This is a genomic window from Pseudomonas sp. 3A(2025) (assembly GCF_054589175.1).
In genome coordinates, this window is record NZ_BAAILM010000025.1 from 211,810 (window position 1) to 237,932 (window position 26,123).

Annotated in this window: 16 protein-coding genes; 13 read left to right on the forward strand and 3 right to left on the reverse strand. The window is 61.0% G+C overall.

Annotation, left to right across the window (positions count from 1 at the left end; genetic code table 11):
• Positions 1 to 196: 196 nt before the first annotated feature.
• From ACYP2A_RS10280 to ACYP2A_RS10300, 5 genes are all read left to right on the forward strand, one after another.
• Positions 197 to 2,566 (forward strand): tellurite resistance TerB family protein, encoded by a 2,370-nt coding sequence (locus tag ACYP2A_RS10280; RefSeq protein WP_459744885.1) that lies wholly within the window; start codon positions 197 to 199, stop codon positions 2,564 to 2,566.
• Positions 2,563 to 3,858, forward strand: coding sequence for an ATP-binding protein (locus ACYP2A_RS10285; RefSeq protein ID WP_459744886.1), 1,296 nt, complete (start codon positions 2,563 to 2,565; stop codon positions 3,856 to 3,858). The genes ACYP2A_RS10280 and ACYP2A_RS10285 overlap by 4 nt, the downstream gene beginning before the upstream one ends.
• Positions 3,833 to 6,058, forward strand: a complete 2,226-nt coding sequence (locus ACYP2A_RS10290; protein WP_459744887.1) for a DEAD/DEAH box helicase — start codon at positions 3,833 to 3,835, stop codon at positions 6,056 to 6,058. The genes ACYP2A_RS10285 and ACYP2A_RS10290 overlap by 26 nt, the downstream gene beginning before the upstream one ends.
• A 101-nt stretch (positions 6,059 to 6,159) precedes the next feature.
• Positions 6,160 to 6,492, forward strand: a complete 333-nt coding sequence (locus ACYP2A_RS10295) for a helix-turn-helix transcriptional regulator (RefSeq protein ID WP_459744888.1) — start codon at positions 6,160 to 6,162, stop codon at positions 6,490 to 6,492.
• Positions 6,492 to 7,757 (forward strand): type II toxin-antitoxin system HipA family toxin, encoded by a 1,266-nt coding sequence (locus tag ACYP2A_RS10300; RefSeq protein WP_459744889.1) that lies wholly within the window; start codon positions 6,492 to 6,494, stop codon positions 7,755 to 7,757. The genes ACYP2A_RS10295 and ACYP2A_RS10300 overlap by 1 nt, the downstream gene beginning before the upstream one ends.
• 115 nt (positions 7,758 to 7,872) lie before the next feature.
• Here ACYP2A_RS10300 and ACYP2A_RS10305 read toward each other — a convergent pair whose 3' ends face one another.
• Complete coding sequence (locus ACYP2A_RS10305) at positions 7,873 to 11,445, reverse strand: indolepyruvate ferredoxin oxidoreductase family protein (protein ID WP_459744890.1); 3,573 nt, start codon at positions 11,443 to 11,445, stop codon at positions 7,873 to 7,875.
• Between the two features lie 112 nt (positions 11,446 to 11,557).
• Here ACYP2A_RS10305 and ACYP2A_RS10310 point away from each other — a divergent pair, with 112 nt between their 5' ends.
• On the forward strand, positions 11,558 to 12,463 hold the full coding sequence (locus tag ACYP2A_RS10310) for a LysR family transcriptional regulator (RefSeq protein ID WP_459744891.1): 906 nt from the start codon (positions 11,558 to 11,560) through the stop codon (positions 12,461 to 12,463).
• Positions 12,464 to 12,709: 246 nt separating this feature from the next.
• Positions 12,710 to 13,891 (forward strand): acetyl-CoA C-acetyltransferase, encoded by a 1,182-nt coding sequence (locus ACYP2A_RS10315; RefSeq protein WP_459744892.1) that lies wholly within the window; start codon positions 12,710 to 12,712, stop codon positions 13,889 to 13,891.
• A gap of 5 nt (positions 13,892 to 13,896) precedes the next feature.
• Here the strand turns inward: ACYP2A_RS10315 and ACYP2A_RS10320 are convergent, their stop codons facing one another.
• The gene (locus ACYP2A_RS10320) at positions 13,897 to 15,006 is read right to left on the reverse strand and encodes an NADH:flavin oxidoreductase (RefSeq protein WP_459744893.1); all 1,110 of its coding nucleotides are present in this window, start codon (positions 15,004 to 15,006) and stop codon (positions 13,897 to 13,899) included.
• Positions 15,007 to 15,147: 141 nt separating this feature from the next.
• Between ACYP2A_RS10320 and ACYP2A_RS10325 the strand changes: the two genes are divergently transcribed.
• Positions 15,148 to 15,687, forward strand: coding sequence for a TetR/AcrR family transcriptional regulator (locus tag ACYP2A_RS10325; protein ID WP_459744894.1), 540 nt, complete (start codon positions 15,148 to 15,150; stop codon positions 15,685 to 15,687).
• A gap of 213 nt (positions 15,688 to 15,900) precedes the next feature.
• A complete protein-coding gene (locus ACYP2A_RS10330; RefSeq protein WP_459744895.1) occupies positions 15,901 to 17,526 on the forward strand; it encodes an ABC transporter substrate-binding protein in 1,626 nt (541 codons plus the stop codon).
• A gap of 194 nt (positions 17,527 to 17,720) precedes the next feature.
• Here the strand turns inward: ACYP2A_RS10330 and ACYP2A_RS10335 are convergent, their stop codons facing one another.
• Positions 17,721 to 19,520: an NAD(P)/FAD-dependent oxidoreductase gene (locus ACYP2A_RS10335; protein ID WP_459744896.1), complete on the reverse strand. Its 1,800-nt coding sequence runs from the start codon at positions 19,518 to 19,520 to the stop codon at positions 17,721 to 17,723.
• A 247-nt stretch (positions 19,521 to 19,767) separates the two neighbouring features.
• Between ACYP2A_RS10335 and ACYP2A_RS10340 the strand changes: the two genes are divergently transcribed.
• The 4 genes from ACYP2A_RS10340 to ACYP2A_RS10355 all read left to right on the forward strand — a co-directional run bounded on the left by ACYP2A_RS10340 (position 19,768) and on the right by ACYP2A_RS10355 (position 26,091).
• Positions 19,768 to 21,660, forward strand: coding sequence for a sigma-54-dependent Fis family transcriptional regulator (locus ACYP2A_RS10340; RefSeq protein ID WP_459744897.1), 1,893 nt, complete (start codon positions 19,768 to 19,770; stop codon positions 21,658 to 21,660).
• 83 nt (positions 21,661 to 21,743) lie between these two features.
• Positions 21,744 to 22,460 carry a response regulator transcription factor gene (locus ACYP2A_RS10345; protein WP_459744898.1) on the forward strand — a complete coding sequence of 239 codons (717 nt, stop codon included), beginning with the start codon at positions 21,744 to 21,746 and terminating at the stop codon, positions 22,458 to 22,460.
• Positions 22,457 to 23,794, forward strand: a complete 1,338-nt coding sequence (locus ACYP2A_RS10350; protein ID WP_459744899.1) for a HAMP domain-containing sensor histidine kinase — start codon at positions 22,457 to 22,459, stop codon at positions 23,792 to 23,794. Before ACYP2A_RS10345 ends, ACYP2A_RS10350 begins: the two co-directional genes overlap by 4 nt.
• A 71-nt stretch (positions 23,795 to 23,865) precedes the next feature.
• Positions 23,866 to 26,091: a TonB-dependent siderophore receptor gene (locus ACYP2A_RS10355; protein WP_459744900.1), complete on the forward strand. Its 2,226-nt coding sequence runs from the start codon at positions 23,866 to 23,868 to the stop codon at positions 26,089 to 26,091.
• Positions 26,092 to 26,123: the final 32 nt, after the last annotated feature.

A 26,123-nucleotide genomic window follows, 5' to 3' on the forward strand; every position in this document is an offset into this window, starting at 1 on the left:
TGCGCCTGACAGAAAAATCCCTGCCCATTCAAGGAAAAGGACTGCATACGCTGGCTGGCCCCTCAGGCAGAGTGGGTGCTATCACCTGTGCCTGCCTATAAATCTGTACTGCGACCACCGAGCGCCAGCACTTGGCCCATCCGGACAAATTATGGATACTGCCGTTTGGCCAGCCCTTTGCTCACGGAAGACAGAAATGGCGCGAACCCCCATAGAAACTTCGCAACATCTGCGTGCGCATGGAGAGCGCTACAGCCGCCCGTCCTGCAACCTGATTGGCGGCACAGTGCCTTACCCGGATGACTATCGGCGCGCGGCAACGCTTGTCGATGCAGTCACTAACGAGTCCCGAGAATCTCGTTTTAGTCGTCCGTCATCCAATCTGGTCGGCGGCACCGTGCCTTCACCGGATGACTACCAACACGCTGCACAGCCTGCCCCAACGAATACCACACCCGAGAAACCAGAATTCTTTACCGTGCACCTGGATTCATCCGGTAGCACCACGTTCACGATCCCCCGCTCACCTGATCGCCCGACTAAAACCCGATGGCTTGCGGCAGACGAACCCATCACGGTGGGCGACATTCTGCTGCCACACGGCATGATTTACGTGGGCAATAATGATTCGGCGTTCAGGTTTGCCGAGCCGTCGTTTATAGACAGCTCCCTGAAAGTCCACAAATCCCCCGTCGACCCAACAGACAAACTGACGCCCAACTGGCCTACCTATGACACCCTGACCCCGGAAGCGCGCCGAGGTTATCTTCAATGGCTGGCCGGTGGCCGATGCGCGCCGCATGCGGATCCGGGCTACGTATTCATGTTCTTCTACGGTCTGGAACGCCGTGCATTGGTAGACATGGCGAACGACGATGCAGGGCGCGCCGAGAGGGCAATCATCGTCGCCGAGGTTCAACGCCTGCAAAAGCTTTACGCCGGGTACGCCTACTTCCAGAACGATACCGCCAGACTGCTTGAACACTTGAATCTGGCCAGCATTGGCCCCCGGATGTATGCGCAGCCGCTGCCAGCAATCGTTGAAGATGGCTATGAAATCCCAATACCAGTACGTGTTGCCCTGGGTCAGATGGCCGCTGATAAATACCCCATGAACGCCCCCTGGGCTTCAGCCTGGGCGCGCTCGGACCCTAATATCTCGCGGCGTACGCCGGTGTTCAGATGTGCCGATCTGTTTGAGCGTCTGTTTCAGGATGAATATGACAAACGCTTTCCCGATGGACTGATGCTTGCCAACAACAAGACCCGCCTGCGGATTGCTTACCGGCCAGCTTCATCGCGGCTTACTGTGCCCGAAATTGCCGTAGGCGATATTCCAGATGTAACGGCCGTGTCCGGTACACGCAAAAAGCTTCAACTGCTCGTTGATGAGTGCACCACGGTGCTTGATTCCTTCAGCAGATACATTGGTCGCAATCCAGACCGTCATGATGCACTGGAGGGACTGCTGCACTTGCCAGTGCGACTATGGCCCGAACATGCCCGACGTTTGCTGCACGCCTTGCAATCACGCGTCGGACATGAAGCGATCTCAATGAGCCTTGGCGAACTGGCAGAGCACTTCAAGGCAACTGGAGGCTTGGCTCGTGATCAGGTCACTGCCTTGGCAAAAACTCTGGAGACGCTAGGCATTGGTATGGAGCCCGACGTATTGTCCGGCAGCCGTACTCCCAAAATCGATGACGTAATCGCATTGTTTGCTACAGAGCCTGATGAAGGCACTTTGCGAACCACAGCGGCCTACCACGCAGCCGTTGTCACCCTCGATCTGGCCAGCGCCGTCGCCGCGGCCGATGGCGATACCTGTCAGGCCGAGGTAGCGTTGCTAGGCCAGCACATCGACTCTTGGGATCACCTGTGCGTGGCACACCGCAAACGCCTAAAGGCCCACCTGCTTATTCAGTTGCAGCAGCCACCGACGCTGGCCAGCCTGAAGAAGAAGCTTGACCCGCTGAGCCCAGAGGAAAAACGTACCATTGCGCGTTTTCTGGCGCACCTGGCACAGGCTGACGGCATCGTCAGTCCCGAGGAAGTCAGGCTGCTTGAGCGCGTCTACAAGGCGCTGCAACTCGATCCGCAATCGCTTTACAGCGATCTGCACGGTGCAGCAGCCACACCGGCTCATCAACCATCTTCCCCTCCTCAGCCCAACACGTCAGGTTCTGGCATCGTTCTGGATATGAACAAAATTGCACAACTGCAACGCGAGACCGCACAAGTCTCAGCTCTGCTAGCCCAGGTATTCCAGGATGAACATGCCGATGAGCCGGTCATGCAACCGGCCACTGAATCCAGCCTTTCTGAAGCAGGTACACAGCTCTACGGACTCGATGCCGAGCACAGCGCATTTCTGCGCCTGCTGGTCTCTCGCAGCGAGTGGAGCCGTCAGGAACTGGAAGATGCGGCTTCAGACATGGAACTGATGCTCGATGGCGCTCTGGAGCAGGTCAATGACATGGGCTTCGAGACGTTTAACATGCCGATTTCCGAAGGCGACGACCCGATCGAAATCAACCCGGACATCCTGAGTGAGCTAATTCTATGAGTACGATACGAGCCAAGGATCGCGACGCGGTAATTCAGTCACTGCGCGCCGGTGTCGTCCCACGCGTGGGACAACACTTGATTCAGGTCGGGCGAGCGGGCGAGCTGGGCGCACTGATCAAGGACATTGAGCGCCTGGCCGAGGGCGGCTCGGCGTTTCGGGTGGTGATCGGCGAATACGGGGCGGGCAAGACCTTCTTCCTCAATCTGGTTCGCGGCATTGCGATGGAGCGCAAGCTGGTGACAATGCATGCCGACCTCAACCCCGACCGGCGCCTGCATGCGTCGGGAGGCCAGGCGCGCTCTCTGTACACCGAACTTGCCAAGAACATGTCGACCCGCACCAAGCCCGATGGCGGTGCGCTGCAAGGCATTGTCGAGAAGTTTATTGCCCAGGCCAGAACCGAGGCGAAAAGCCGGGGCATCGACAGCGACACTGTGATCCGCCAGTACCTGGCCGAACTCACCGAGATGGTCAATGGCTACGATTTTGCCGAAGTGATCGCCGCCTACTGTCGTGGTTTCGACGAGGGCAACGAACAACTCAAGGCTGACGCCATTCGCTGGCTCAGAGGCGAATTCACCACAAAGACTGATGCGCGCGCCGCCCTGGGGGTACGCACCTGCATCGACGACGCCTCGGTGTATGACCAGCTCAAACTGCTTTCGCGCTTCGTGCGGCTTGCAGGTTTTAGCGGGCTGATGGTGTGCCTCGATGAGTTGGTCAATCTGTATAAGCTGGCCAACACCCAGGCCCGCAACGCCAACTATGAACAAATCCTGCGCATTCTCAATGATTCCCTGCAAAGCTCCACAGACGGTCTGGGCTTCATACTGGGCGGCACGCCGGAGTTTCTGATGGACACCCGTCGCGGCCTGTACAGCTACCCGGCGCTGCAATCGCGGCTGGCTGAAAATACGTTTGCCAAGACCGGCTATGTCGACCTTTCCGGCCCGGTGATTCGCCTGAGCAGCCTGACACCGGAAGACTTCTACGTGCTGTTGCAAAATCTGCGCAACGTTTACGCCTACGGCGACCCGGCAAAATACCTGCTCCCGGACGAGGCATTGCCCATCTTCATTGACCATTGCGGCCAACGACTCGGTGAGGCGTACTTCCGCACGCCACGCACCACCATCACCGCCTTCATCAACCTGTTGGCGGTGCTGGAGCAGAACCCGGGGTCCGACTGGCGCACATTGTTGGGCGCCGTCGAAATTGCCAGGGATGACGGCGCACAACAGGATTTCGCCGTAGAGGCCGACGATGAACTCACCAGCTTCAAGCTCTGACTCAGCAGGCTTTGAGCGCCTGCACCCCGAGGTGCAACAGTGGGTCTGGTCACAAGGCTGGACCTCGCTCAGGGATGCGCAGGAATGGGCGATACCAGCTCTGATAAATGCTGACCGCGATGTGATCATTGCGGCCTCAACCGCAGCGGGTAAAACCGAAGCGGCTTTTTTGCCGATCCTGACCCATCTGCTCAACCATGATGAACCGGCAGGCGCCGTGCTTTATATCAGCCCGCTCAAAGCATTGATCAATGACCAGTGGGACCGGCTGAGTCGCTTGTGCGAGCGTCTGGAAATCCCCGTTATCGGCTGGCATGGCGATGTATCGTCGAGCAAAAAACACCGTTTCCTCAAATCGCCCAACGGCATACTGCTGATCACCCCGGAGTCGCTCGAAGCCTTGTTTGTCAATCGGGGTACAGCGCTGGCCGGTCTGTTTCAGAACTTGCGCTACATCGTGATCGATGAGTTGCATGCCTTCATCGGCAGTGAGCGTGGCAAGCAGTTGCAATCGCTGATGCACCGTGTCGAACGGGTGGCAGACAAGCAACTGCCACGGGTAGGCCTGTCGGCTACGTTAGGCGAGATGTCCCTGGCGCAGGAGTTTCTACGCCCAGGGCAGGCACAGCGGGTGACCGTCGTTAAATCAGACTCTTCGGGCAATACCCTCCAGGTGCAAGTGCGGGGTTACCTCACGCAGCCCATGAACAAACTGGCATATACGCAAGAGGATGAGAACGACGAAGAGCAAAACGGCGACGGGACGAAGCAGGCCATCGCAGCCCACCTGTACAAGGTACTGCGCGGCAGCAATAACCTGATTTTCCCCAACAGCCGTAAGAATGTGGAGTGGTACGCCGACCGGCTGCGCCAGCTCTGCGAGAACGACGGTGTGCCCAACGAGTTTCTGCCTCATCACGGCAGCCTGTCCAAAGACCTGCGTGAAGACACCGAACGTGCGCTGAAAGCCGGCACCCCGCCCGCCTCCGCCATCTGCACCACAACCCTTGAGTTGGGCATCGACATTGGCAACATAAAGGCCGTCGCCCAGATCCAGTCACCGCCGTCAGTTGCCAGCCTGCGCCAACGGTTGGGCCGCTCAGGGCGCCGTGAAGGTGAACCGGCCACCCTGCGCGCTTACTGTCAGGAATGCCCGTTGACACCTGATTCCGATCTCTCCGATCAACTGAGGCAAGGCCTGGTGCAGACCATCGCCATGATCCGTCTGTTGATCGAACACTGGTTCGAGCCGCCCAGAGCCCACGGGCTGCACGCCTCCACACTGGTGCAACAGTGCTTGTCAGTGATTGCCCAGCAAGGAGGCGCCAGCGCTGCGCAACTCTGGAATACGCTGGTCGCCAGCGGCACTTTTGCGGCCGTAACCCAAACCGACTTTCTGGCCCTGCTGAAAGCCTTGGGTGAAAAGAAACTCATCGTCCAGGACAGCTCCGGCTTATTGCTGCCGGGCGAGATTGGCGAACGCCTGGTCAACCATTACGAGTTCTACAGCGCTTTCACCAGCGATGAAGAATTCCGCCTGATTCGGGACGGCAAGCCGCTTGGCTCTTTGCCTGTCAGCCGTCCGCTAATCGTCGGCCAACGCATTATCTTTGGCGGCCGACGCTGGCAAGTGCTGGACGTGGATCTTGAGAAGAAAGTCATTGTTGTGAACGCCGCACGCGGCGGCGCGCCACCGCAATTTGACGGTCTTGGCGCAATGGTCCACGACCGAGTCAGGGAGGAAATGCGTGCTGTATTGATGGAGACGCAGCCCTGCCCCTTTCTTGATATACCTGCGCAAAACCTTTTGGCTGAAGCACGGAAAGCATTTAAGGCACTGGGTCTGGCAGATCGCACGATCATTGGCTCGGGCTCCAAAAGCTATTTACTGACGTGGCACGGCGACTACATCAATGATGCACTGAGCCTGATGCTCAATCGTGCTGGGGTGGCGTGTACGAATTCCGGGCTGGTACTGGAAATCGGCGCGTCGAAAGAACGGCTTCTGATTGCCCTGCGCGAAGTGGCACAGCTGGATGCCAGCGATGTCGAGACGCTATTGCATGAGGTGAAAAATCTGTATCGGGAGAAATGGGACTGGGCACTGCCGGAGTCATTGTTGATCAAGTCGTTTGCTTCCAGTCAGATGGATTTGTCGGGGGCGATCAGACTTGCGGGGGCGCTGGAAGACCTGAAATGAAACCTATATGGCTCACTATCCAAAAAATGTAATCCATATAACTCATTCAGATTGACGCGAGCCATATAGATTACATAAGGTCGTGCAAAGAGGACTGAACCATGAAAACCACTCTGCTCGATCAGATCCGTAAACGTCGCCTGGCACTCGGCGTAAAAATACAGGACATGCCCCTGCTGGCGGGCCTGACGCGGCAGCAGTACGGGAAGATCGAGGCCGGAGGTAACCCTCGGCTTAATTCCCTCGACCAGATCGCCGAGGGCCTTGACGCGGCGCTGGTGCTGGTGCCCAAATCCAGGCTCAAGGACGTCGAAAGGCTACTCGCCAGCAATACCTCACCGGAGGGAGACCATGCTTATCCGCAGATCAGCAGCGGTGAACAACCGCCCTACTTCACCGCCGAGGACAATGAGAATCCTTGGGAGGATCTCTGATGAGCACGGAAACCGTGTCGGCATTGAAGCTGACGCTCAAGGGCGAACGGGTGGGTTATGTCGCCGGCTACTCCAGCGGGAAAAACGTATTTACCTTGGCGCCTGAGTACTTGCAAAACGAATCCAGGCACCCGTTGACCTTGTCGCATACCAATCCAACGACCTTTGCCCGGCAATTAGCCACAAAGCATCCTTATATCCGAAGCCATAAGCTGCATCCCGTGCTCAGCAATCTTCTGCCTGAAGGTGCGCTGCGCGATTTTCTGTCACAGGCCATGAAAATCCATCAAGACAACGAATACCCATTGCTTGGCTGGCTTGGCCGGGATCTTCCGGGGGCGCTGATCGCCGAGCCGATGGAGGTTTCGGAAATCCCGCCACTGGCCCTCCTGCACCATGGAAAAATCGAACCGTCGGTTATTGAAATCCCCGACAACCGAGCCCACTTTTCCCTGGCCGGTGTGCAGATGAAGTTTTCCATGCGTCATCAGGACGGTCGCTATATCACCGGCGACCCTGGCGCTCCAGGAGACTGGATAATCAAGACCCCCTCGACCCTTCATCCTTTTGTTCCTCTCAATGAATACACGGCAATGACGCTGGCCGCGCTCGCAGGCGTCGAGATTCCTGAAATAAAACTGATTGCCATGGGCGACATCGAGACGTTGCCAAACATCAACCTGCCTAACGAAAAGTTCGCCTACGGCATACGCCGCTATGATCGACTGCCTGGCAACCAGCGTGTCCATTCAGAAGATTTTGCCCAGATACTTTTTGCTTATGCCCATCAGAAATACCGCGCCGCCAGCTACGAGCAAATAGGCAAGCTGATTTACCAGAACTCTGCAAGGGGCCAACAGGACGCGGCACAGATGGCCGTGCGTTTGCTGGTCAATATTCTGTTGGCAAATGGGGATGCCCATCTTAAAAACTGGAGCATTATCTACCCGGACGGTCGAAACGCGCAGCTCTCCCCTGCCTACGACATTGTTGTGACCCGCGTTTACATGCGAGATGAGACCCAGTACGCCTTGAACATGAGTCAGGCCAAGAACTGGTATGGGGCGTCTTTTGAGCATTTCAAACGATGGGCCGAGTATGGGGATATTCCGTGGCGTCTGGTGTTCAACAATATGAAAGTCGTGCTGGAAAAGGCTCGCACCCTATGGCCCAAGGCGCTCGATAACAGCGTGATGGCAGAAAGTCAGAAAGCTGTCTTACGCACTCACTGGAAGCAGTTGCATCCTGACTTTCGGATTGGGTGAGTGCAGTGTTTGCTCTGGTGCAGGCAAGGTGCTACCAGAGGTATTCTTTCCGCTGGCCCGAGCCGCCGTATTCCTGATTGACCGCAAAACCGGCAATGGCATCGCCGCATGAGCCCTACACCTGAGCCGTCGGGATACGCACAGTCGGACTGGCCGCATCATGAAACTGCGCCGGATTGCGCCACTGCCCCAGCAACGTGTCTTTGCGCTGTAGCGCATGTTGCAGGTAGCGATCCTTGACCGCGCCGTAGCCACGCACCGCATCCGGCAACGAGGCCAGTTCAACGGCCAGCCCAAGGTTTTCCGCGTTCAGACCCTTGAGCAACTCATCGAGAACCGCCTCGTAATCACGCTGCCAGGCCAGTTCAGCCTGGCGCTCATGCGTACGGGCGAACGGGTCGAGCCAGGTGTTGCGTACTGATTTGCAGTGGCTCAGCAGGCGCAGGGCCTTGAGCATCCACGGGCCGTAAGTGGACTTTTTCGCCTTCTCGCCGGCCGCCGCCTTGTTCAGCAACGGCGGCGCCAGATGAAAGCGCAGGCGGTAGTCACCTTCAAACCCGGCCTCGATCTTTTTCAGGAATTCGCCGTCGGTATACAGCCGCGCCACTTCGTATTCATCCTTGATCGCCAGTACCTTGAACCAATAGCGGGCCACCGCTTCGCTCAGCGCGCCGGGGCTGCCGGTCAGGCGGGTTTCAGCAGCCATAAAGGCGTCGACGGTTGTGCTGTAACGCTTGGCGAAGGCGGCGTTCTGGTACCGGGTCAGGAACTCGATGCGGCGGGCGATCTGCTCTGGCAGGGTCAGCGACAGCACCCGGTCAGCGCTTTTGACCTGAGCGGCATTGATCCTGGCTTCGACGCGCGGCAGGTCATGGGCGGCGCGACGTCCCCAGACAAACGCCGCCTTGTTGAAAGCCACCGCTGTGCCGTTGAGTTCGATGGCGTGCAGCAGCGATTCTTCGCTGACCGGCAGCCAGCCCTTCTGGCAGGCGAAGCCGAGCATGAAGGTGTTGGTGGCAATCGAGTCGCCCATCAAGGCGGTGGCGATGCGGCTGGCGTTGAGAAACTGCGCCTGTTTTTCGCCGACGGCCTCAGTGATCTGCCGGGCCATGTCGGCGGTGCGGAACACCGGGTCCGGGTGCGCTTGCACATCGCCGCTTTCAGCCTGGCGAGCAAAGGTGCGCACGAACGTGCCGGTGATGCTTTCTTCGCTGTTGATCACGGCAAAGGTCACGCCCTGACGCATTTTCAGCAGGGTTTCGGTGTTGGCACTCACCACCAGGTCGCAACCCAGCAGCAGGTTGGCTTCACCTTCGGCAATCCGCGGGGCATGTAACTGGTGCTGGTGCGCGGCAATGCGAATGTGCGACCAGACCGCACCGCCCTTCTGCGCCATGCCGGCCATGTCCAGGCTCAGTGTGCCTTTGCCTTCAATGAACGCGGCCATGCCCAGTAACGCACCGATAGTCACCACGCCGGTGCCGCCCACCCCCGTGATGAGGATGCTGAACGGGTGCGCCAGCGAGGCCGTTTGCGCGGCCGGCAGTTCCCAATGGTCGGCATCGGCCAGTGCCTTGGGTTTGCGCAGCGCGCCGCCTTCGATGGTGACGAAGCTGGGGCAAAAGCCTTCAAGGCAAGTGAAGTCCTTGTTGCACGACGACTGATCGATCTCGCGCTTGCTGCCGAATTCGGTTTCTACGGTGGTCACCGACATGCAGTTGGATTTGCTGCTGCAATCGCCACAGCCTTCACACACCGCCTCGTTGATCATCACCCGACGCGCCGGGTCGGCAAACTTGCCGCGTTTACGCCGGCGACGTTTTTCGGCGGCGCAGGTCTGGTCGTAGATCAGTGCCGACACGCCTTGATACTCGCGCAGCGATTTCTGTACGTCGTCCATGCGGTCGCGGCGCAGCACCGGCACGTCCGGCGCCAGGTCGGTGATGGTTTTGTAGCGCTCGGTGTCGTCGGTGACCACCACGATGCGCTGCACGCCTTCGGCCGCCAGTTGCCGGGAAATCTGCGCCACGCTCAGCGAGCCGTCGACCGGTTGGCCGCCGGTCATCGCCACCGCGTCGTTGTAGAGAATCTTGTAGGTGATATTGACCTTCGCGGCCACGGCGGCGCGAATCGCCAGCAGGCCTGAGTGGAAATAGGTGCCGTCGCCCAGGTTGACGAACACATGCGGGGTGCGGGTGAACGGCGCCTGGCCAATCCACGCCGCGCCCTCGCCGCCCATCTGGCTGAAGGTCTTGGTCTGCGGGTAGATCCACGCCGCCATGTAGTGGCAACCGATGCCGGCCAGCGCGCGGCTCCCTTCGGGAACCTTGGTCGAGCTGTTGTGCGGGCAGCCGGAGCAGTAATGCGGCAGACGGTCCATCAGCGTATTGAAGCGCCGATTGGCCGCCAGCCCGGCTTCGAGTACCGCCAGCGACACCTGCAACTCGCCGCTCTGGTGGTAACGCAGAATGCGCTTGGCCAGCGCGCGGGCGATTTGCGACGGGGTCAGGTCGCTGGTTGCCGGCAGCAGCCAGTCGGTGTGCGGCCGGGTCCACTCGCCCTTGTCATCGAACTTGCCGACGATGCGTGGGCGCACGTCTTCGCGCCAGTTGTAGAGTTCTTCCTTGAGCTGGTACTCGATCATCTGGCGCTTTTCTTCGACCACGATGATCTCTTCCAGGCCATCGGCGAAGTGCCGCACGCCTTCGGCATCCAGCGGCCAGACCATGCCGACCTTGTACACACGCAGGCCCAGTTGTGCGGCGCGCGCTTGGTCGACACCGAGGATTTTCAGCGCCTGACAGACGTCAAGGTACGACTTGCCGGAGGTGACGATGCCGATCCGCGCCTTCGGTGCGTCCAGCACGATGCGGTCCAGGCCGTTGGCCCTCGCATAGGCCGCCACCGCGTAGAGCTTGTGCTCCATCAGCCGCTGTTCCTGGGCCAGCGGCGGGTCCGGCCAGCGAATGTTCAGGCCACCGGCCGGCAGCTCGAAATCGGGGATCACCGGGTTGACCCGGTCCAGGCTGATGTCGACCACCGCACCGCTTTCGACGGTGTCGGCGACCGCTTTCATCGCCACCCAGCAGCCGGAATAGCGCGACATCGCAAAGCCGTGCAAGCCGTAGTCGAGGTATTCCTGCACGCCGGAGGGCGCCAGCACCGGGATCATTACCGCCTTGAAAATGTGCTCGGTCTGGTGCGGCAGCGACGACGACCGCGCGCCGTGGTCGTCGCCGGCAATCGCCAGCACGCCGCCAAACTGCGAAGTGCCAGCAGCATTGGCGTGACGCAGCACATCGCCACAGCGGTCGACGCCCGGCCCCTTGCCGTACCACATGCCGAACACACCGTCGTACTCGGCGCCCTCGAACAGGTTGACCTGCTGGGTGCCCCACAATGAGGTCGCCGCCAGGTCTTCGTTGAGACCGGGGTGAAATTTGATGTGCTGGGTATCGAGGTGGTCGCGGGCTTTCCACAACGCCTGATCGAAGCCGCCCAAGGGCGAGCCGCGGTAGCCAGAGATGAAACCTGCGGTGTTGAGACCGGCGGCCTGGTCGCGCTGGCGCTGCATCATCGGCAGCCTGACAAGGGCCTGGACGCCGGTCATCAGGACCGTGCCTGAGGCTTGCAGGTACTTGTCGTCGAGGGTCGGTGCCCTGTCGATAGTCGGAGCTTTGCTGCTCATGCGGCGGATCCTCAGGCTGTTATTTTTATAGTTGCTCGGTTTTCAATTACGTTATCCGCCGCTTGCGCTATCGTAAATTTCTAAAAACAGACATCGGGTATAAAAAAAACAGATGGCTCATTCCCGTGATATTTCTCTTCGCCAACTGCGCTACTTTCGTGCCGCTGCCGAAACGGGCCAGTTCTCGCTGGCGGCCACCAGCGAACATATTTCGCAATCGGCGATCACCGCCGCCATCGCGCAACTGGAGCAAGCGCTGAATGTCAGCCTGTTCGAGCGCCTGCCTTATGGCGTGCGGCTGACCCTGGAAGGCCACCGTTTTCTGGAGCGCACCCGCTCGATTCTGAATGCCGTGCAGGATGCGGTCAGCGAACCGCTCAGCACCGGCGCGGCGATCAGCGGCACGGTACGCATCGGCGCCAGCTATACGGTGCTGGGTTATTACCTGCCCACGGTGCTGATGCGCTTTCGGCGCAGCTATCCCGATGTGGAGTTCGATTTGCAGGACATGGACCGGGTGGCCATCGAACAGGCGGTTTCCGATGGCTCGCTGGATCTGGGGCTGATCATCGTCTCCAACTCGGCGCCGGACCTGGCCTTGAGCAAGGCGGTATTGATGCAGTCCAAACGCGAAATCTGGCTGCCGGTGGATCATCCGTTATTGCGCGCGGAGAAAATCAGCCTCAAGGACATCGAGCCGCTGCCGTACCTGATGTTTACCGTCGACGAAGGCGAAGCCTCGACCAACCGCTACTGGCAGCAATGTGGCGTCAGCCCGCGTGTGGCGTTCAGGACCAGTTCGATGGAAGCCTTGCGCGGGTTGGTGGCGAACGGCTTTGGTGTGACGGTGCTGTCGAAAATGGTCTTTCGCCATTGGTCGCTGGAAGGCCGCCGGCTGGAAACCCGCACACTCAGTGACCCGGTGCCGGACATGGAACTGGGGTTGATCTGGAACGAGAAAACCCTGGTGAGCGCCGAAGCCAGGGCGGTGCAGCAGTTTTTATTGCATTCAGTGTGAGGATTGATTTGCTTTACAAATCAATGACACGGAAAAACAAACTTAACAAACGTCAGGATTAAGCAGAAGCTGGCTACAGACAATACTGCGGAACGGCCTCGTAGGACCGGCTTTAGCCGGGAACGGCTGCGCAGCAGTCGTAAAATTTCAGCGTTTCGACAATTTCTGCGAGCGCTAAGCGCTCGATCGCAGCTAAAGCAGCTCCTACAGGAGTTCGCTCGGTACATAAAAACAAGGAGCATCTTCATGCAAGACGTCGTTATCGTCGCCGCCACCCGCACTGCCATCGGCAGTTTTCAGGGCTCACTGGCCAATACGCCCGCCGTCGAACTGGGCGCTGCCGTCATCCGCCGTTTGCTGGAGCAGACCGGGCTGGGTGGCGAGCAGGTCGATGAGGTGATTCTGGGCCATGTGCTGACCGCAGGCGCCGGGCAGAACACCGCACGGCAAGCGGCGATTCATGCCGGCTTGCCGCACACCGTGCCGGCGCTGACCCTCAACAAGGTCTGTGGCTCGGGCATGAAGGCGCTGCACCTGGCCGTGCAGAGCATTCGTTGCGGCGATGCCGAAGTCATCGTTGCCGGCGGCATGGAAAACATGAGTCTGGCGCCCTATGTGCTGCCCAAAGCGCGCACCGGTTTGCGCATGGGCCATGCGCAGATGCTCGACAGCATGATCAGCGACGGCCTGTGGGACAGTTTCAACGATTACCACATGGGCATCACCGCCGAAAATCTGGTGAATAAATTCGATATCTCGCGTCAGGCGCAGGATGCCTTCGCGGCGCGGTCACAGGAAAAAGCCCTGAGCGCCATCGAGTCCGGACGCTTCAACGATGAAATCACCCCGATCCTGATTCCCCAGCGCAAAGGCGACCCGGTTGCCTTTGCCACCGATGAACAACCGCGCGCCGGCACCACAGCAGAATCGCTGGCCAAGCTGAAGCCGGCATTCAAGAGCGACGGCAGCGTCACCGCCGGCAACGCCTCCAGCGTCAATGACGGTGCGGCGGCGGTGCTGCTGATGAGTGCGGCAAAAGCCGAGGCATTGGGTTTGCCGGTGCTGGCGCGTATCAAGGCTTATGCCAGCTCCGGCGTGGATCCTGCAATCATGGGCATCGCGCCGGTTTCGGCGACCCGTGCGTGCCTGGCCAAAGCCGGCTGGACCCTGGATGAACTGGACCTGATCGAAGCCAACGAAGCGTTTGCCGCACAAGCCCTGGCGGTGGGCAAGGAACTGCAATGGGACAGCGACAAGGTCAACGTCAATGGCGGCGCTATCGCTCTGGGCCACCCGATCGGCGCGTCAGGCTGCCGCGTGGTGGTCAGCCTGGTGCACGAGATGCTCAAGCGCGACGCCAACAAAGGCCTGGCCACGCTGTGTATCGGCGGTGGCCAGGGGGTTGCGTTGCTGCTTGAGCGCGGCTGATAGCGTCAGGCCAATGTCGCCAGATCGGCTGCATTGAAGCCTTGCAACGACTCGGTCTGCCCGGTGCGGACCTTGTTGGCCCATTCGGCGTCCGAGATCAGTACACGGCCGACGGCGATCAGGTCGAACTCTTCACGCTCCAGCCGCGCATGCAGGTTGTCCAGCGCGGCTGCGCCCGAGCCCTGGCCGCCGAAGGCGCCAAAGAAATCGCCGTCCAGCCCCACCGAACCGACGCTGATGGTCGCCGCACCGGTAACCTTCTTCGCCCAGCCGGCAAAGTTGAGGCCGTCTTCGCCGTCGATTTCCGGAAATTCCGGCTCCCAGAAGCGCCGTTGCGAGCAGTGCAAGATATCGACTCCGGCGTCGACCAGTGGCGCCAGCCATTCGGTCAGGCCCTGTGGCGTGGTGGCCAGGCGCGCGGCGTAGTCCTGTTGCTTCCATTGGCTGACCCGCAGGATCAACGGGAAATCCGGGCCCACGGCGGCACGTACGGCCTTCACCGCTTCGGCGGCAAAGCGTGCACGCTCGGCGATCGTTGCGCCACCAAAGGCATCGGTGCGGGAATTGGTGCCGGCCCAGAAGAACTGATCGATCAGGTAACCGTGGGCGCCGTGCAGTTCGACGGTGTCGAAGCCCAGGCGCTTGGCATCGGCGGCAGCACGGGCAAACGCCGCAACGGTGTCGGCGATGTCTTCCAGGGTCATTTCGACGCCGCGCGGGTCATTGGGGCCGACCAGCCCGGACGGGCTTTCGACCGGTGCATCGGGTACCCATTCGCCACGGGCGCGGGTCGAGCCGGTGTGCCAGATCTGTGGACCAATTCGACCGCCCGCCTTGTGCACGGCATCGGCGACGCCAGCCCAGCCATTGAGTGCAGGCTCACTGTGAAAAAACGGAATGCCTGGCATATTGCGCGAGGCCGGCCGGTCGATCACCGTGCCTTCGGTCAGGATCAGTCCCACCCCGCCTTCGGCACGGCGGCGGTAATACTCGGCGTGCGCCGTGCCGGGAATACCTTCTGGCGCAAGACCACGGGTCATGGGTGCCATGACGATACGGTTGGGCAGGTCGAGGCTTTTGAGCTTGAAGGGCGTAAACAGGATGTCGCTGGACATGGAACTCTCCGTGGGAAGTCGAGGAAACAGTCGGCAATAAAGATGACGATCATCATCTTTATTGTCAACCCGCTTTGATGACGCTCGACATCAATGTATGCTCAGCACCTGATTCAGTGGATGGCAGCAGAGGATTCAAACATGCGGGTCAGCAAAGCCCAGGTACAAGCCAATCGAGCGCACATCGTCGAGACGGCTTCGGCACTGTTTCGTGAACGTGGCTATGACGGCGTGAGTGTCGCCGACCTGATGGCGGCGGCCGGCTTTACCCATGGCGGGTTCTACAAGCATTTTGCGTCCAAGGCCGATCTGATCGCGGAAGCGGCGGCCTGCGGGATTTCCAAAGCGCAGCAAAACAGCGACGGCATGAGCACCGCCGAACGCTTCAGCCACTACCTCTCGCGTGACCACCGCGACTCGCCGGACCTGGGTTGCACCATGGCCGCGCTGGGCGGCGATGCGGCGCGTCAGCCCGACGAAATCAAGGCGATTTTTGCCGACGGTATCGAAGGCATGCTGGGCAAACATGCACCGGAGCGCCGCGCCAGAATGATCAGCCTGATTGCTCAGGCTGTGGGGGCAATCACGCTGTCCAGAGCCTGCCCGGACGATTCGCCGTTGGCAGACGAGATTATCGATACCTGCCTGGCAGATATTCTGGCGCTGCTTGGCGATTCCTGAATCGCTCGGCATTTAAATATTTTTTAAACATAAATAATAAAATCAAAAATCAATATTTTTCATAATTAGCATATAGCCAAAAAGCCTTTTACGGATGCTGGTTATATGACTACGGTCGCAAGGTAATCATTACCCGAGCGAACCCACCACCACCTCATCGCTCTCACATGGCTTGCGCACACCGCGCGAGCCGGCTGGAATCGAGAGGACTTCATGCGCAAAATCGCCACACCCCTGTTTGCCGCTTGCGCCTTGGCCCTGAGCGTCACGGCCTGTTCGCCTACCGAAGGCGAAACCGGCTCTGGCAAAAATCTGCGCATCGCCTTTTTCAGCGACAACACCATGCTCGTCAGTGTCGACCCCTTTCAGGTCTACTGGCTGGAGCACCGCGTGCTGTTGCGCAATGTGGTCGAGTCGCTGACCGACCAGGACCCCGACAGCGGCGCGATCATTCCCTGGCTGGCAAAGAGCTGGACAGTGAGCGACGATGCGCTGACCTACACCTTTCATTTGCGCCAGGACGTGACGTTCAGCAATGGCGAGCGATTCGATGCCAAGGCGGTCAAGGCGTCGTTCGACAGCAACAAGGCGTTCGCCACGCAACTGCCGGCGACCTTTGGCGCGACCTACCTGGCCGGTTATGACCATGCCGAAGTGGTCGATGACTTTACGATCAAGCTGGTGCTGTCACGGCCCAATGCCGGTTTTCTGCAGGCCACCTCCACCACCAACCTGGCGATCCTGGCGCCCGCGTCGTACGCACTCAGCGCGCAAGAGCGCTCGCTGGGCAAGATCATCGGCACCGGACCTTTTGTGCTTGAACATTACACCCCGGAAGTCGGCGCACGCCTGGTCAAGCGCAGCGGCTACGCCTGGGCCTCGAGCAATGTGAAGAACAAGGGCGATGCGCACGTCGATAGCGTGGACATCAGCTATGTGCCCGAAGAAAGCGTACGCAACGGTCTGTTCGTGCAGGGCAAGCTCGATATCCTCTGGCCGCGCCTGCCCTTCTCCGAGGTCGACCAGAAGCACTTCCAGTCCAAAGGCGCCACGATCCAGAGCCGCTCGCTGCCGGGACCGGCGATCAACCTGTACCCTAACACCCGCGACGGGCGCTTGCTGGGCGACAAGCAACTGCGCCTGGCCTTGCAGAAGTCCATCGACCGCGGCACTTATGCGCGCACTGTCTACACCCCGGACTTTCCGGTGGTCAGTGGCGTGTATGACGTGACCACACCGTTCTACAAGAAACAGAGCGACAAACTGACCTACGACCCGCAAGGCGCCGAACAACTGCTGGATGCCGCCGGCTGGGCCAAAGGCGCCGACGGTTACCGCTACAGGGACGGCAAACGCTTGAGCCTGGGCTTTAACCTGGCGGGCAGTGAAGCGCCGGGCGATGTGCTGATCCAGGACCAGTTGCGCAAGGTCGGCATCGAGCTGAAGCTCAATGTCGTGACCCGTGGCGAATGGTCCGAGGCGATGGCGTCGGGTAAATACGACCTGACCTCCAGCTACATGACCCGCGCCGACCCGATCATCCTGCAAACCATTCTTGACCCGCGGGTGGCGTACAGCACCACGATGGCCACCAACACCTACGAGCCTGAAACCCTGATCAAGGCGCAGGCGCTCTTCGATGCGGGGATGAATGCGACCCGCCCCGAACAACGCGGGCAGGCCTATGGCGATTTACAGGACTTGCTGATCGATGAAGCGTCGACCTTTCCGGTGGCCGAGCGGCTGATCCAGGCGGCAACGGCCTCGCAGGTGGGCAATTTCCACTGGACGGCAGAGGGAATTGCCCTGTTTAACGACATTGAACTGGGTAAACGCTAACGCCGGGGTTGAACCTTGTAGGAGCGAGCTCTGCTGGCGATTGAGCGCGAAGCGCTCACAGAAATTTCTGAAACGCTGACATTTTACGACTGCTGCGCAGCCGATCGCGATGGTCCGGCATTCCGGCAGAGCTCCCTCCTACAGGTCCCATGTTTGCTGCGCGACAGCGCGGCGCCGTGGCGGCGGGTGATCTCCTACCGGGGTTTAGGGGCGTATACCGGCGTGTCCAGGCCCTCGAAGCGCGCCTTGAGTTGCAGCGCCAGGTACAGCGAGTAATGCCGGGACTGGTGCAGGTTGCCGCCGTGGAACCAGAGGTTGGTTTGCGCGGTAGGCTTCCACATGTTGCGCAGTTCGCCTTCGAACGGGCCGGGATCCTTGGTGGTGCCTGAGCCCAGTCCCCAGCACGGCCCGACCTTGTCGGCGACTTCCGGGGAAATCAGCCGGGCGGCCCAGCCGTTCATCGAGCCATAGCCGGTGGCGTAGACGATCAGGTCGGCGGGCAGCCGGGTGCCGTCGTTGAGCACCACGGCATCGGCCTCGATGTGCTCGACGCCCAGCCCTGCGCCGCTCTTGAGTTGTATCGTGCCGTCGGCGATCAGTTGCGAGGCGCCGACATCGATGTAATAGCCCGAGCCCCGGCGTACGTACTTGAGAAACAGCCCGGAATCATCGTCGCCAAAATCGAGCATGAAGCCGGCTTTTTCCAGGCCCGCATAAAAGTCCTGGTCGCGCGCGCGAATCGCATCGAACACCGGGCGGTGGAAGTCGCCCATGATCCGGTACGGAATCGAGGCGAACAGCATGTCGGCCTTGTCGGTGCTCAAGCCGCTGTCCAGCGCGTCCTCGGAATACAGCCCGGCAAACAGATATTCCATCAGGCTCTCGGAGCGCACGATGTGCGTACTGGAGCGCTGGACCATGGTCACCTCAGCGCCGTTCTCCACCAGATCGGCACAGATGTCGTGGGCCGAGTTATTCGCGCCGATCACCACCGCACGCTTGCCGCGCCAGGCATCGCCACCCGGATGACGGCTGGAATGGTGCTGTTGGCCATTAAAATTCTCGCTGCCCGGATAGACCGGCACATTCGGCACCCCGGACATGCCAGTGGCCAGGATCAACTGGGTGGGGCGCAAGATATGGGGTTTGCCGTCACGCAGTACCTCGACGTTCCACTGCCCGGTCTGTTCGTCGAAGCTGGCCTGTACGCACTCGGTGCGCGGCCAGTAATCGAGCTGCATGATGCGCGTGTACATTTCCAGCCAGTCGCCCATCTGGTCCTTGGGCGTGAACACCGGCCAGTGGTCGGGAAACGGCAGGTACGGCATGTGGTCGTACCAGACCGGGTCGTGCAGGCACAGCGATTTGTAACGCCCGCGCCACTGGTCGCCGGGACGCTCGGCCTTGTCGATGATCAACGTTGGTACGTTGAGCCGCTTGAGCCGCGCGGCCAGGCCCAGACCACCCTGCCCGCCACCGACGATCAGGCAAAAAGGCTGGGTGGTCGTGCCGAGGGCGGCGTGTTCATCCTGGCGCCGTTCCAGCCAGTTGCGCTTGTCGGCATGCCCGTGACCGTGTTGCGCACCTTGTGGGCGGCGACGGCCGGCGGGCTCTTCGAAGCCCTTGAGTTCGCGCATGCTGGTCAGCAGCGTCCAGCACTTGCCGTCCCTGAGGCGCACATAACCTTTGCCCCGCGCCGTGGCGGTTTCCAGGCTGATCCAGCCTTCGATCACGCCGTCGCCCAGCGTGGCTTCGCCTTCGAGCTGCCAGTGTTCGGGGCGGGTCTGCTCAAGGCGTTGTTCAAGCATGTCACGGATGGCCGGCTTGCCTTCCAGGGTTACCAGGTTCCAGCTGAACAGCACCAGGTCGCGCCAGTAGCATTCCTCGTTGAACAGCGCCAGCGCCGCATCGAGGTCGCGCCGGGCCAGGTGCTCGGCAACGTGCTCGACCCAGGCGGCGAGTTGTTCGGTCGGGGTTTGGATAGCGATAGTCATTGCGGGCTTTCCTTTGTTGTTCTTGTTTGCAGCCGGTCTATCGCAAGGCTCGGGCCAGCTTTCTGAAAGCTGCGGCGCAGAGCGTTGCCGTGCAGCTCAATAGCGGTTTCGGTGCTTGCCTGTGTGCCACCTTCGGGACAGTGCGCCGTGACAGAGTGTCACTGTGTGCCAGCGGGTGATTTTTCCAGCACGGGCGTTTTCAACTAAGCTGCCGACAGACCCAGCGTGACTGCGGAGAACAACAATAATGACCTCGACCCTGATCAGCGCCCACGCGCAACAGGTTTTGCAGGCCGTACACGGTCTGCCCGCCAGCCAGCACGCCGGTGCGGGCCTGGCCATCACCCGTTCCTGGCATCGCTGCCTCAACCAGCACCACCTCGACCCGGCCAGCCGGCAGGCGCCCTGCGTCGTCGAACAGCCTCGACTGCAGGATCATCGCGCGCCGCTGGAACACATCATCGGCATGGCGCGCTGGCAGATGAACAGCCTGCACCAGCAACTGGGCCGCAGCGGCCATGTGGTGCTGCTCACCGATGCTCAAGGCGTGGTGATCGACAGCGTGCTCGACGAAGCCGAGCGGGTGGAGTTTCAGCGCGCCGGGTTGTGGCTGGGCGCCATGTGGAGCGAGGACTGCGAAGGCACCAACGGCGTGGGCACGTGCCTGGTGGAGCGCCAGCACGTGACGATTCGACGCGATGAGCATTTTCGCGGCCGGCATGCCGGCCTGACCTGCTCGGCCAGCCCGATTTTCGATCCGCACGGCCAATTGCTGGCCGTGCTCAATGTGTCATCGGCGCATGAAGAGCGCACCTTGCAGGAGCGCTTTCAGGCCATGTCGCTGACCAGCCTGTCGGCGCGGTTGATCGAGAGCTGCTATTTCCTCCAGCACCAGCCGCAGCACTTCTTGCTGCGTTTTCACCCGGAGCCGGGGTTTACCGGCCTGCTGGGCGAAGGCTTGCTGGGCTTTGACGAACGCGGCACGATCACCTCGGCCAACCAGATGGCCCTCGACCTGCTGGGCCTGACACGCCAGCAACTGGCGCAGCGGTCGCTGACGACGCTGGTGCAAGTGCCGCTTGAACAGGTACTTGACCGTGCCAGCCCGCAACCTGGGCTGTGCTGGCCGTTGCGCCTGGCGGACGGGCGCCTGCTGCATGCGCAATTGCGCGCGCCACAGCCCATGGCGCCTGCGGTTGCGCCGCCGTTGCCTGGATCGCCCGATGAACGGATCTGCCTGCAAGACCCGGCGCTGCGGCGCAGTTTCGAGCGCGCTGCGCAGGTGCTGGAGCGCGATGTGCCGGTGCTGCTGCGTGGTGAAACCGGTACCGGCAAAGAGGCGTTCGCCAGCGCCTTGCATCGGGCGGGCTCGCGTCGCACCCGGCCATTCGTGGCGATCAATTGCGCGGCGATTCCCGAGACGCTGATCGAGAGCGAGCTGTTCGGTTATCGCGGCGGCAGCTTCACCGGGGCGCGCCGCGATGGCATGGTCGGCAAACTGGAACAGGCGCACGGCGGCCTACTGTTTCTCGATGAGATCGGTGACATGCCCCTGGCCTTGCAAACCCGCTTGCTACGGGTGCTGGAAGAGCGCGAAGTGGTGCCGCTGGGTGGCGCGACACCACGGCCGCTGGATGTGCAGGTGATCAGCGCCACGCATCAGGACCTGACGGCTCGGGTGGCCCAAGGGCTGTTTCGTGAGGACCTGTTTTATCGCCTGGCAGGGTTCAGCGTGCAGTTGCCGGCACTGCGCGAGCGTACAGACAAGGGCGCGTTGCTCGATGGGCTGCTGCGTGAAGAAGCCGGGCAAAGGCCGGTCCGCCTTGCATCGCAGGCGCGCGAAGCGTTGCTGGCGTATGCCTGGCCGGGCAATGTCCGGCAGTTGCGCACCGTGCTGCGCACGCTGCTGGCGCTGTCCGACGATGGTCATATTCACCTGATCGATGTGCAGCAATTGCTGCCCCAAAGCGCTCAATCGTTGCTTGAGGCGCAGGACCCATTGCGCCAGTCCGAGCGCCAGACGTTGCTGGCGCAGGTGCAGGCCGAGCAATGGAACATGAGCCGGGTGGCGGTGCGTTTGGGGATCAGCCGAAATACGTTGTATCGAAAATTGCGCCAGCACGGGATCAGCCGGGGGTGATTGCCGCCATATCGCGTGTAGGAATCTTTCCTGACATTCGTCAGAATGCGCGACAAAGAATCATTCTCAGCTCAGGTACCCACATGCTTTCCCACCCTTCCCTGCGCTCGCCTGCGCGGATTCTGGCGATCGAGGATGATCCGTTGCTCGCCGCCCACCTGCAAAGTCATCTTCAGCAGCGTGGCTTTGCGGTAACCCTGCGGCATACCGCGCAAGAGGTGTTGCCACTGGTCGACAGCGAAGGTTTCGATCTGATTCTGATGGACATCATGCTGCCCGACGGCAGCGGCCTGGAGATTCTTGGCCAGTTGCGTCAGCATCAGCGCTTGCCGGTGATTCTGATGTCGGCGCTGGGCGCCGAGCAGGACCGCATTGTCGGTTTCAGCCAGGGCGCCGACGACTACCTGCCCAAGCCGTTCAGCATGCGCGAGATGGATGTGCGCATCGATGCAGTGCTGCGCCGGGTGGCCTACGAGCATGAGGCGAAAAACACCCGCCACGAAGAGTTGCAACTGATCCTGGACACCGAGCGCTGCGATGTCAGCCATAACGGTGTCTGGGCCGACCTGAGTGGCACCGAGTTTCGCATTTTCGAAGTGATGCTCGCGCAGGTCGGCGAGGTCTTGAGCAAGGCGTTTCTGTATCAGCAGGCCATGCACCGGGCGTGGTCACCCTATGATCGCAGCCTCGACATGCACGTCAGCCGCATCCGTCGCAAGCTGCAACTGATCGGCTACAACGGCCGCAATATCCAGACCGTGCGCGGTTCCGGTTATGTGCTGAGCCCGCTGGCGTCATGAGCCTGCCCAATCGCCATTCACTGCTGTGGAAACTGATCGTATTGCTGGCGCTGTTGTGCCTGTGGCTGGTCAGTCTGCAGGTGGATCTGGGCAAACGCATGTATGACGCCAGCGCCCTTTTACCGGCATCGACCAAGCAGGTGTTCACCGACTACGCCGCCCAGGCAGCCAGCACCTGGCGCGAGCAGGGCCGGGTGGGGCTGGATGTGTTTTTGCGCGATTTACGCCAGCGCGAGCAGGTCTGGGCGGTGGTAGTCGATGCTCACAATGAGTCCTTGTCGTCACAGCCGATACTGCCCGACGAGCATGCCCGGCTCAACTTTATCCGTGCCCTGGACAGCCCCGTCGGGCGTCCGGGCGGACGGCCGAATTTCTACGCGCCATTGCCGGGAATCGACGCCCGGCTGGTGATGGAATTACCGCTGCACCTGGACCCGCGGCGGCACAACAAGCTTTGGGAAGTTGCCTTGCAACAAGTGCTGCCGACCGCCTTGGCACTGCTGTTAGGCGTGCTGCTTTACCGCTGGCTGATTGCACCGATGACCGCCCTGCGCCGCCAGGCCAATGCGCTGAGCACAGGTGACCTGTCGGCACGGGTCGAGCCGAAAGTGGCCAGGCGCCGCGATGAGCTGGGCGATCTGGCACGCTCGTTCAATCAGATGGCCGGGCGCCTGGAAACCACGGTGGCGTTCCAGCGCCGGCTGCTACGCGCCTTGTCGCACGAACTGCGCACGCCGCTGAGCCGCCTGCGGGTGGCCGGTGAACGCGAGCTGGATATCAATGCCATGCGCCAGCGTCAGGAGCACGAGGTGCAGATCATGGAGCGGCTGATCGACGACACGCTGGAACTGGTATGGCTAGACACCGAGCGCCCGCAACTACCCGTCGAGCCGGTGGAAATCGCCCATCTGTGGGACATGCTTTGTGAGGACAGCAGCTTCGAGACCGGCTGGCCCGCCGAGCGACTGCCGTGCGGGCTGCCTGCCGACTGCAAGGTGCTGGGCAATCTCAATGGCCTGGCCCAGGCGCTGGAAAACATTTTGCGCAACGCCGTGCGCCACTCCCCCGAGGGCGGCGTGGTCAAGCTCAACGGCGAACGCGAGGAACGGCACTGGCACCTGTGGATCGAGGATCAGGGTCCGGGCGTGCCGCCCGACCAACTGCAGCAGATTTTCCAGCCGTTCATTCGCCTGAATGCCGAGCGCCCCGGTGGCGATGGTTTTGGCCTCGGCCTGTCGATTGCGCAGAGCGTGGTGGTCTCGCAAAACGGCGAGATCTGGGCGGAGAATGCCGGGCCAGGGCTGCGCGTGCACCTGCGGCTGCCAAGTGTATAAAAGGTAAAATATATTTAATCTTATTTGAGAATGCGTAGCATCTGCGTCCACACGTCAACAGGAGCAGGCAGATGCATCCGCGATTCAGATTCAGTCACCTTTTCATGGCCCTCATGGCTGCCAGCCCGGCGCTGGCGCTGGGCGACACCGCTGACTCGGCGCAACCCGCGGATGCGCTGCACCTCACCGACACGCATGTAGTCGCTACCGCTGAAGAAGCACTCAAGCAAGCGTCCGGTGTGTCGCTGATCACCGCCGAAGACATCAAGAAGCGTCCGCCGGTCAATGACCTGTCGGACATCGTGCGCAAGATGCCGGGCGTCAATCTGACCGGCAACAGCGCCAGCGGCACGCGCGGCAACAACCGCCAGATCGACCTGCGCGGCATGGGGCCGGAAAACACCCTGATCCTGATCGACGGCAAGCCGGTGACCTCGCGCAACTCGGTGCGCTACACCCGTTCCGGCGAGCGTGATACCCGTGGCGATAGCAACTGGGTGCCGGCCGATCAGGTCGAGAGCATCGAAGTGCTGCGCGGCCCGGCGGCGGCCCGTTACGGCTCGGGTTCCATGGGCGGCGTGGTCAATATCATCACCAAGCGCCCGAGCGATAAGCTCACCGGCTCGATCACCGCGTTCACCAACCTGCCGGAAGACGACGCCGAAGGCATGACCAAGCGCACCTCGTTCAGCCTTGCCGGACCGCTGACCGACGCGCTGACCTTCCGCGTCTACGGCAACCTGAACAAGACCGACGCCGACGACGCCGACATCAACCTGGCGCACACCGACACCGCCTCGGGAGCTTCCCTGGCCGCCGGCCGCGAAGGCGTGCGCAACAAGGACGTCAACGGCCTGTTGAGCTGGGCGCTGGACCCGCAACAGACTCTTGATTTCGAAGCCGGCTACAGCCGTCAGGGCAATATCTACACTGGCGACGTCGGTACTGGCGGCACCGATTCGCTGGTACCCGGCAGCACCATCAACACCTGGCTGGGCCGCGAGACCAACACGATGTACCGGCAGAACTTCTCGGTCACCCATCGCGGCGACTGGGCGTTCGGCACTTCCAAGTTGCTGGCGCAATACGAAAAAACCCGCAATAACCGCTTGCCCGAAGGCCAGACCGGCTCGGTGGATGGCGATATCAGCGGTAGCGACAAGAGCACCAGCACCTACGACAGCTACCTGGTCCAGGGCCAGCTGGATATCCCGCTGGAGCTGGTGTTCCAGCAAACGCTGACCGTTGGCGCCGAGTGGAACCGCCAGGAACTCGACGACCCGAGCACCATGGACCGCGCCATCGGCACCACGCTGCCCAACTCGGCCGCCGGTGCCCGCGCCACCGACATGGACGCGACCATCATGGCGGTGTTTCTGGAAGACAACATCGAGCTGACGCCCAAGTGGTACCTGACGCCGGGCCTGCGCCTGGACCACCATGACCAGTTCGGCGCCAACTGGAGCCCGAGCCTGAACAGCTCGTACAAGATCACCGACGACATCACCCTCAAGGGCGGCATCGCCCGTGCGTTCAAGGCGCCGAACCTGTACCAGTCCAACCCCAACTACCTGTACCGCAGCAACGGCAACGGTTGCGCCGCCAGCCTGAGCGCCAACGGCTGCTATGTACTGGGCAACGCCGACCTGGACCCGGAAATCAGCATCAACAAGGAACTGGGCATCAGTTTTGCCCGCGACGGCTGGAGCGCCGGCCTGACCTACTTTCGCAACGACTACGACAACAAGATCGTCTCATCCAACGACCTGACCGGGCGCACCTCGGCCAACGAAGCCATTCTGCGCTGGGACAACGCCAGCGATGCGGTGGTCAAGGGCTGGGAAGGCTATGTCGGCGTGCCCTTGCTCGGCAATGCGGGCGATGTGTTGAGCTGGAACACCAACCTCACCTACATGGAGTCCAACGAAGACAGCGACGGCAACCCGCTGTCGGTGGTGCCCAAGTACACGGTCAACAGCATGCTCGACTGGCAGGTGACGCCGGCACTGTCGCTCAACCTGACTGGTACCTGGTACGGCAAGCAGGAACCGCGTACCACCAACCCGCTGCAGGAAACGGCAGTCACCGCCAGCAACCAGTTGCAGACGCTGGACCCGTACCACCTGTGGAGCCTCGGCAGCACTTATGAAGTGAACGACAACCTGTCGTTCGGTGCCGGCATCAGCAACCTGTTCGACAAGCGCGTGTACCGCGAAGGCGCGGGCACCAGCGCCGGTGCCAGCACTTACAACGAGCCGGGCCGTGCGTTCTATGCGTCGGTAACTACTTCGTTCTGATTCAACCCTCGTTTGCAAAAACCCGGTCAAGT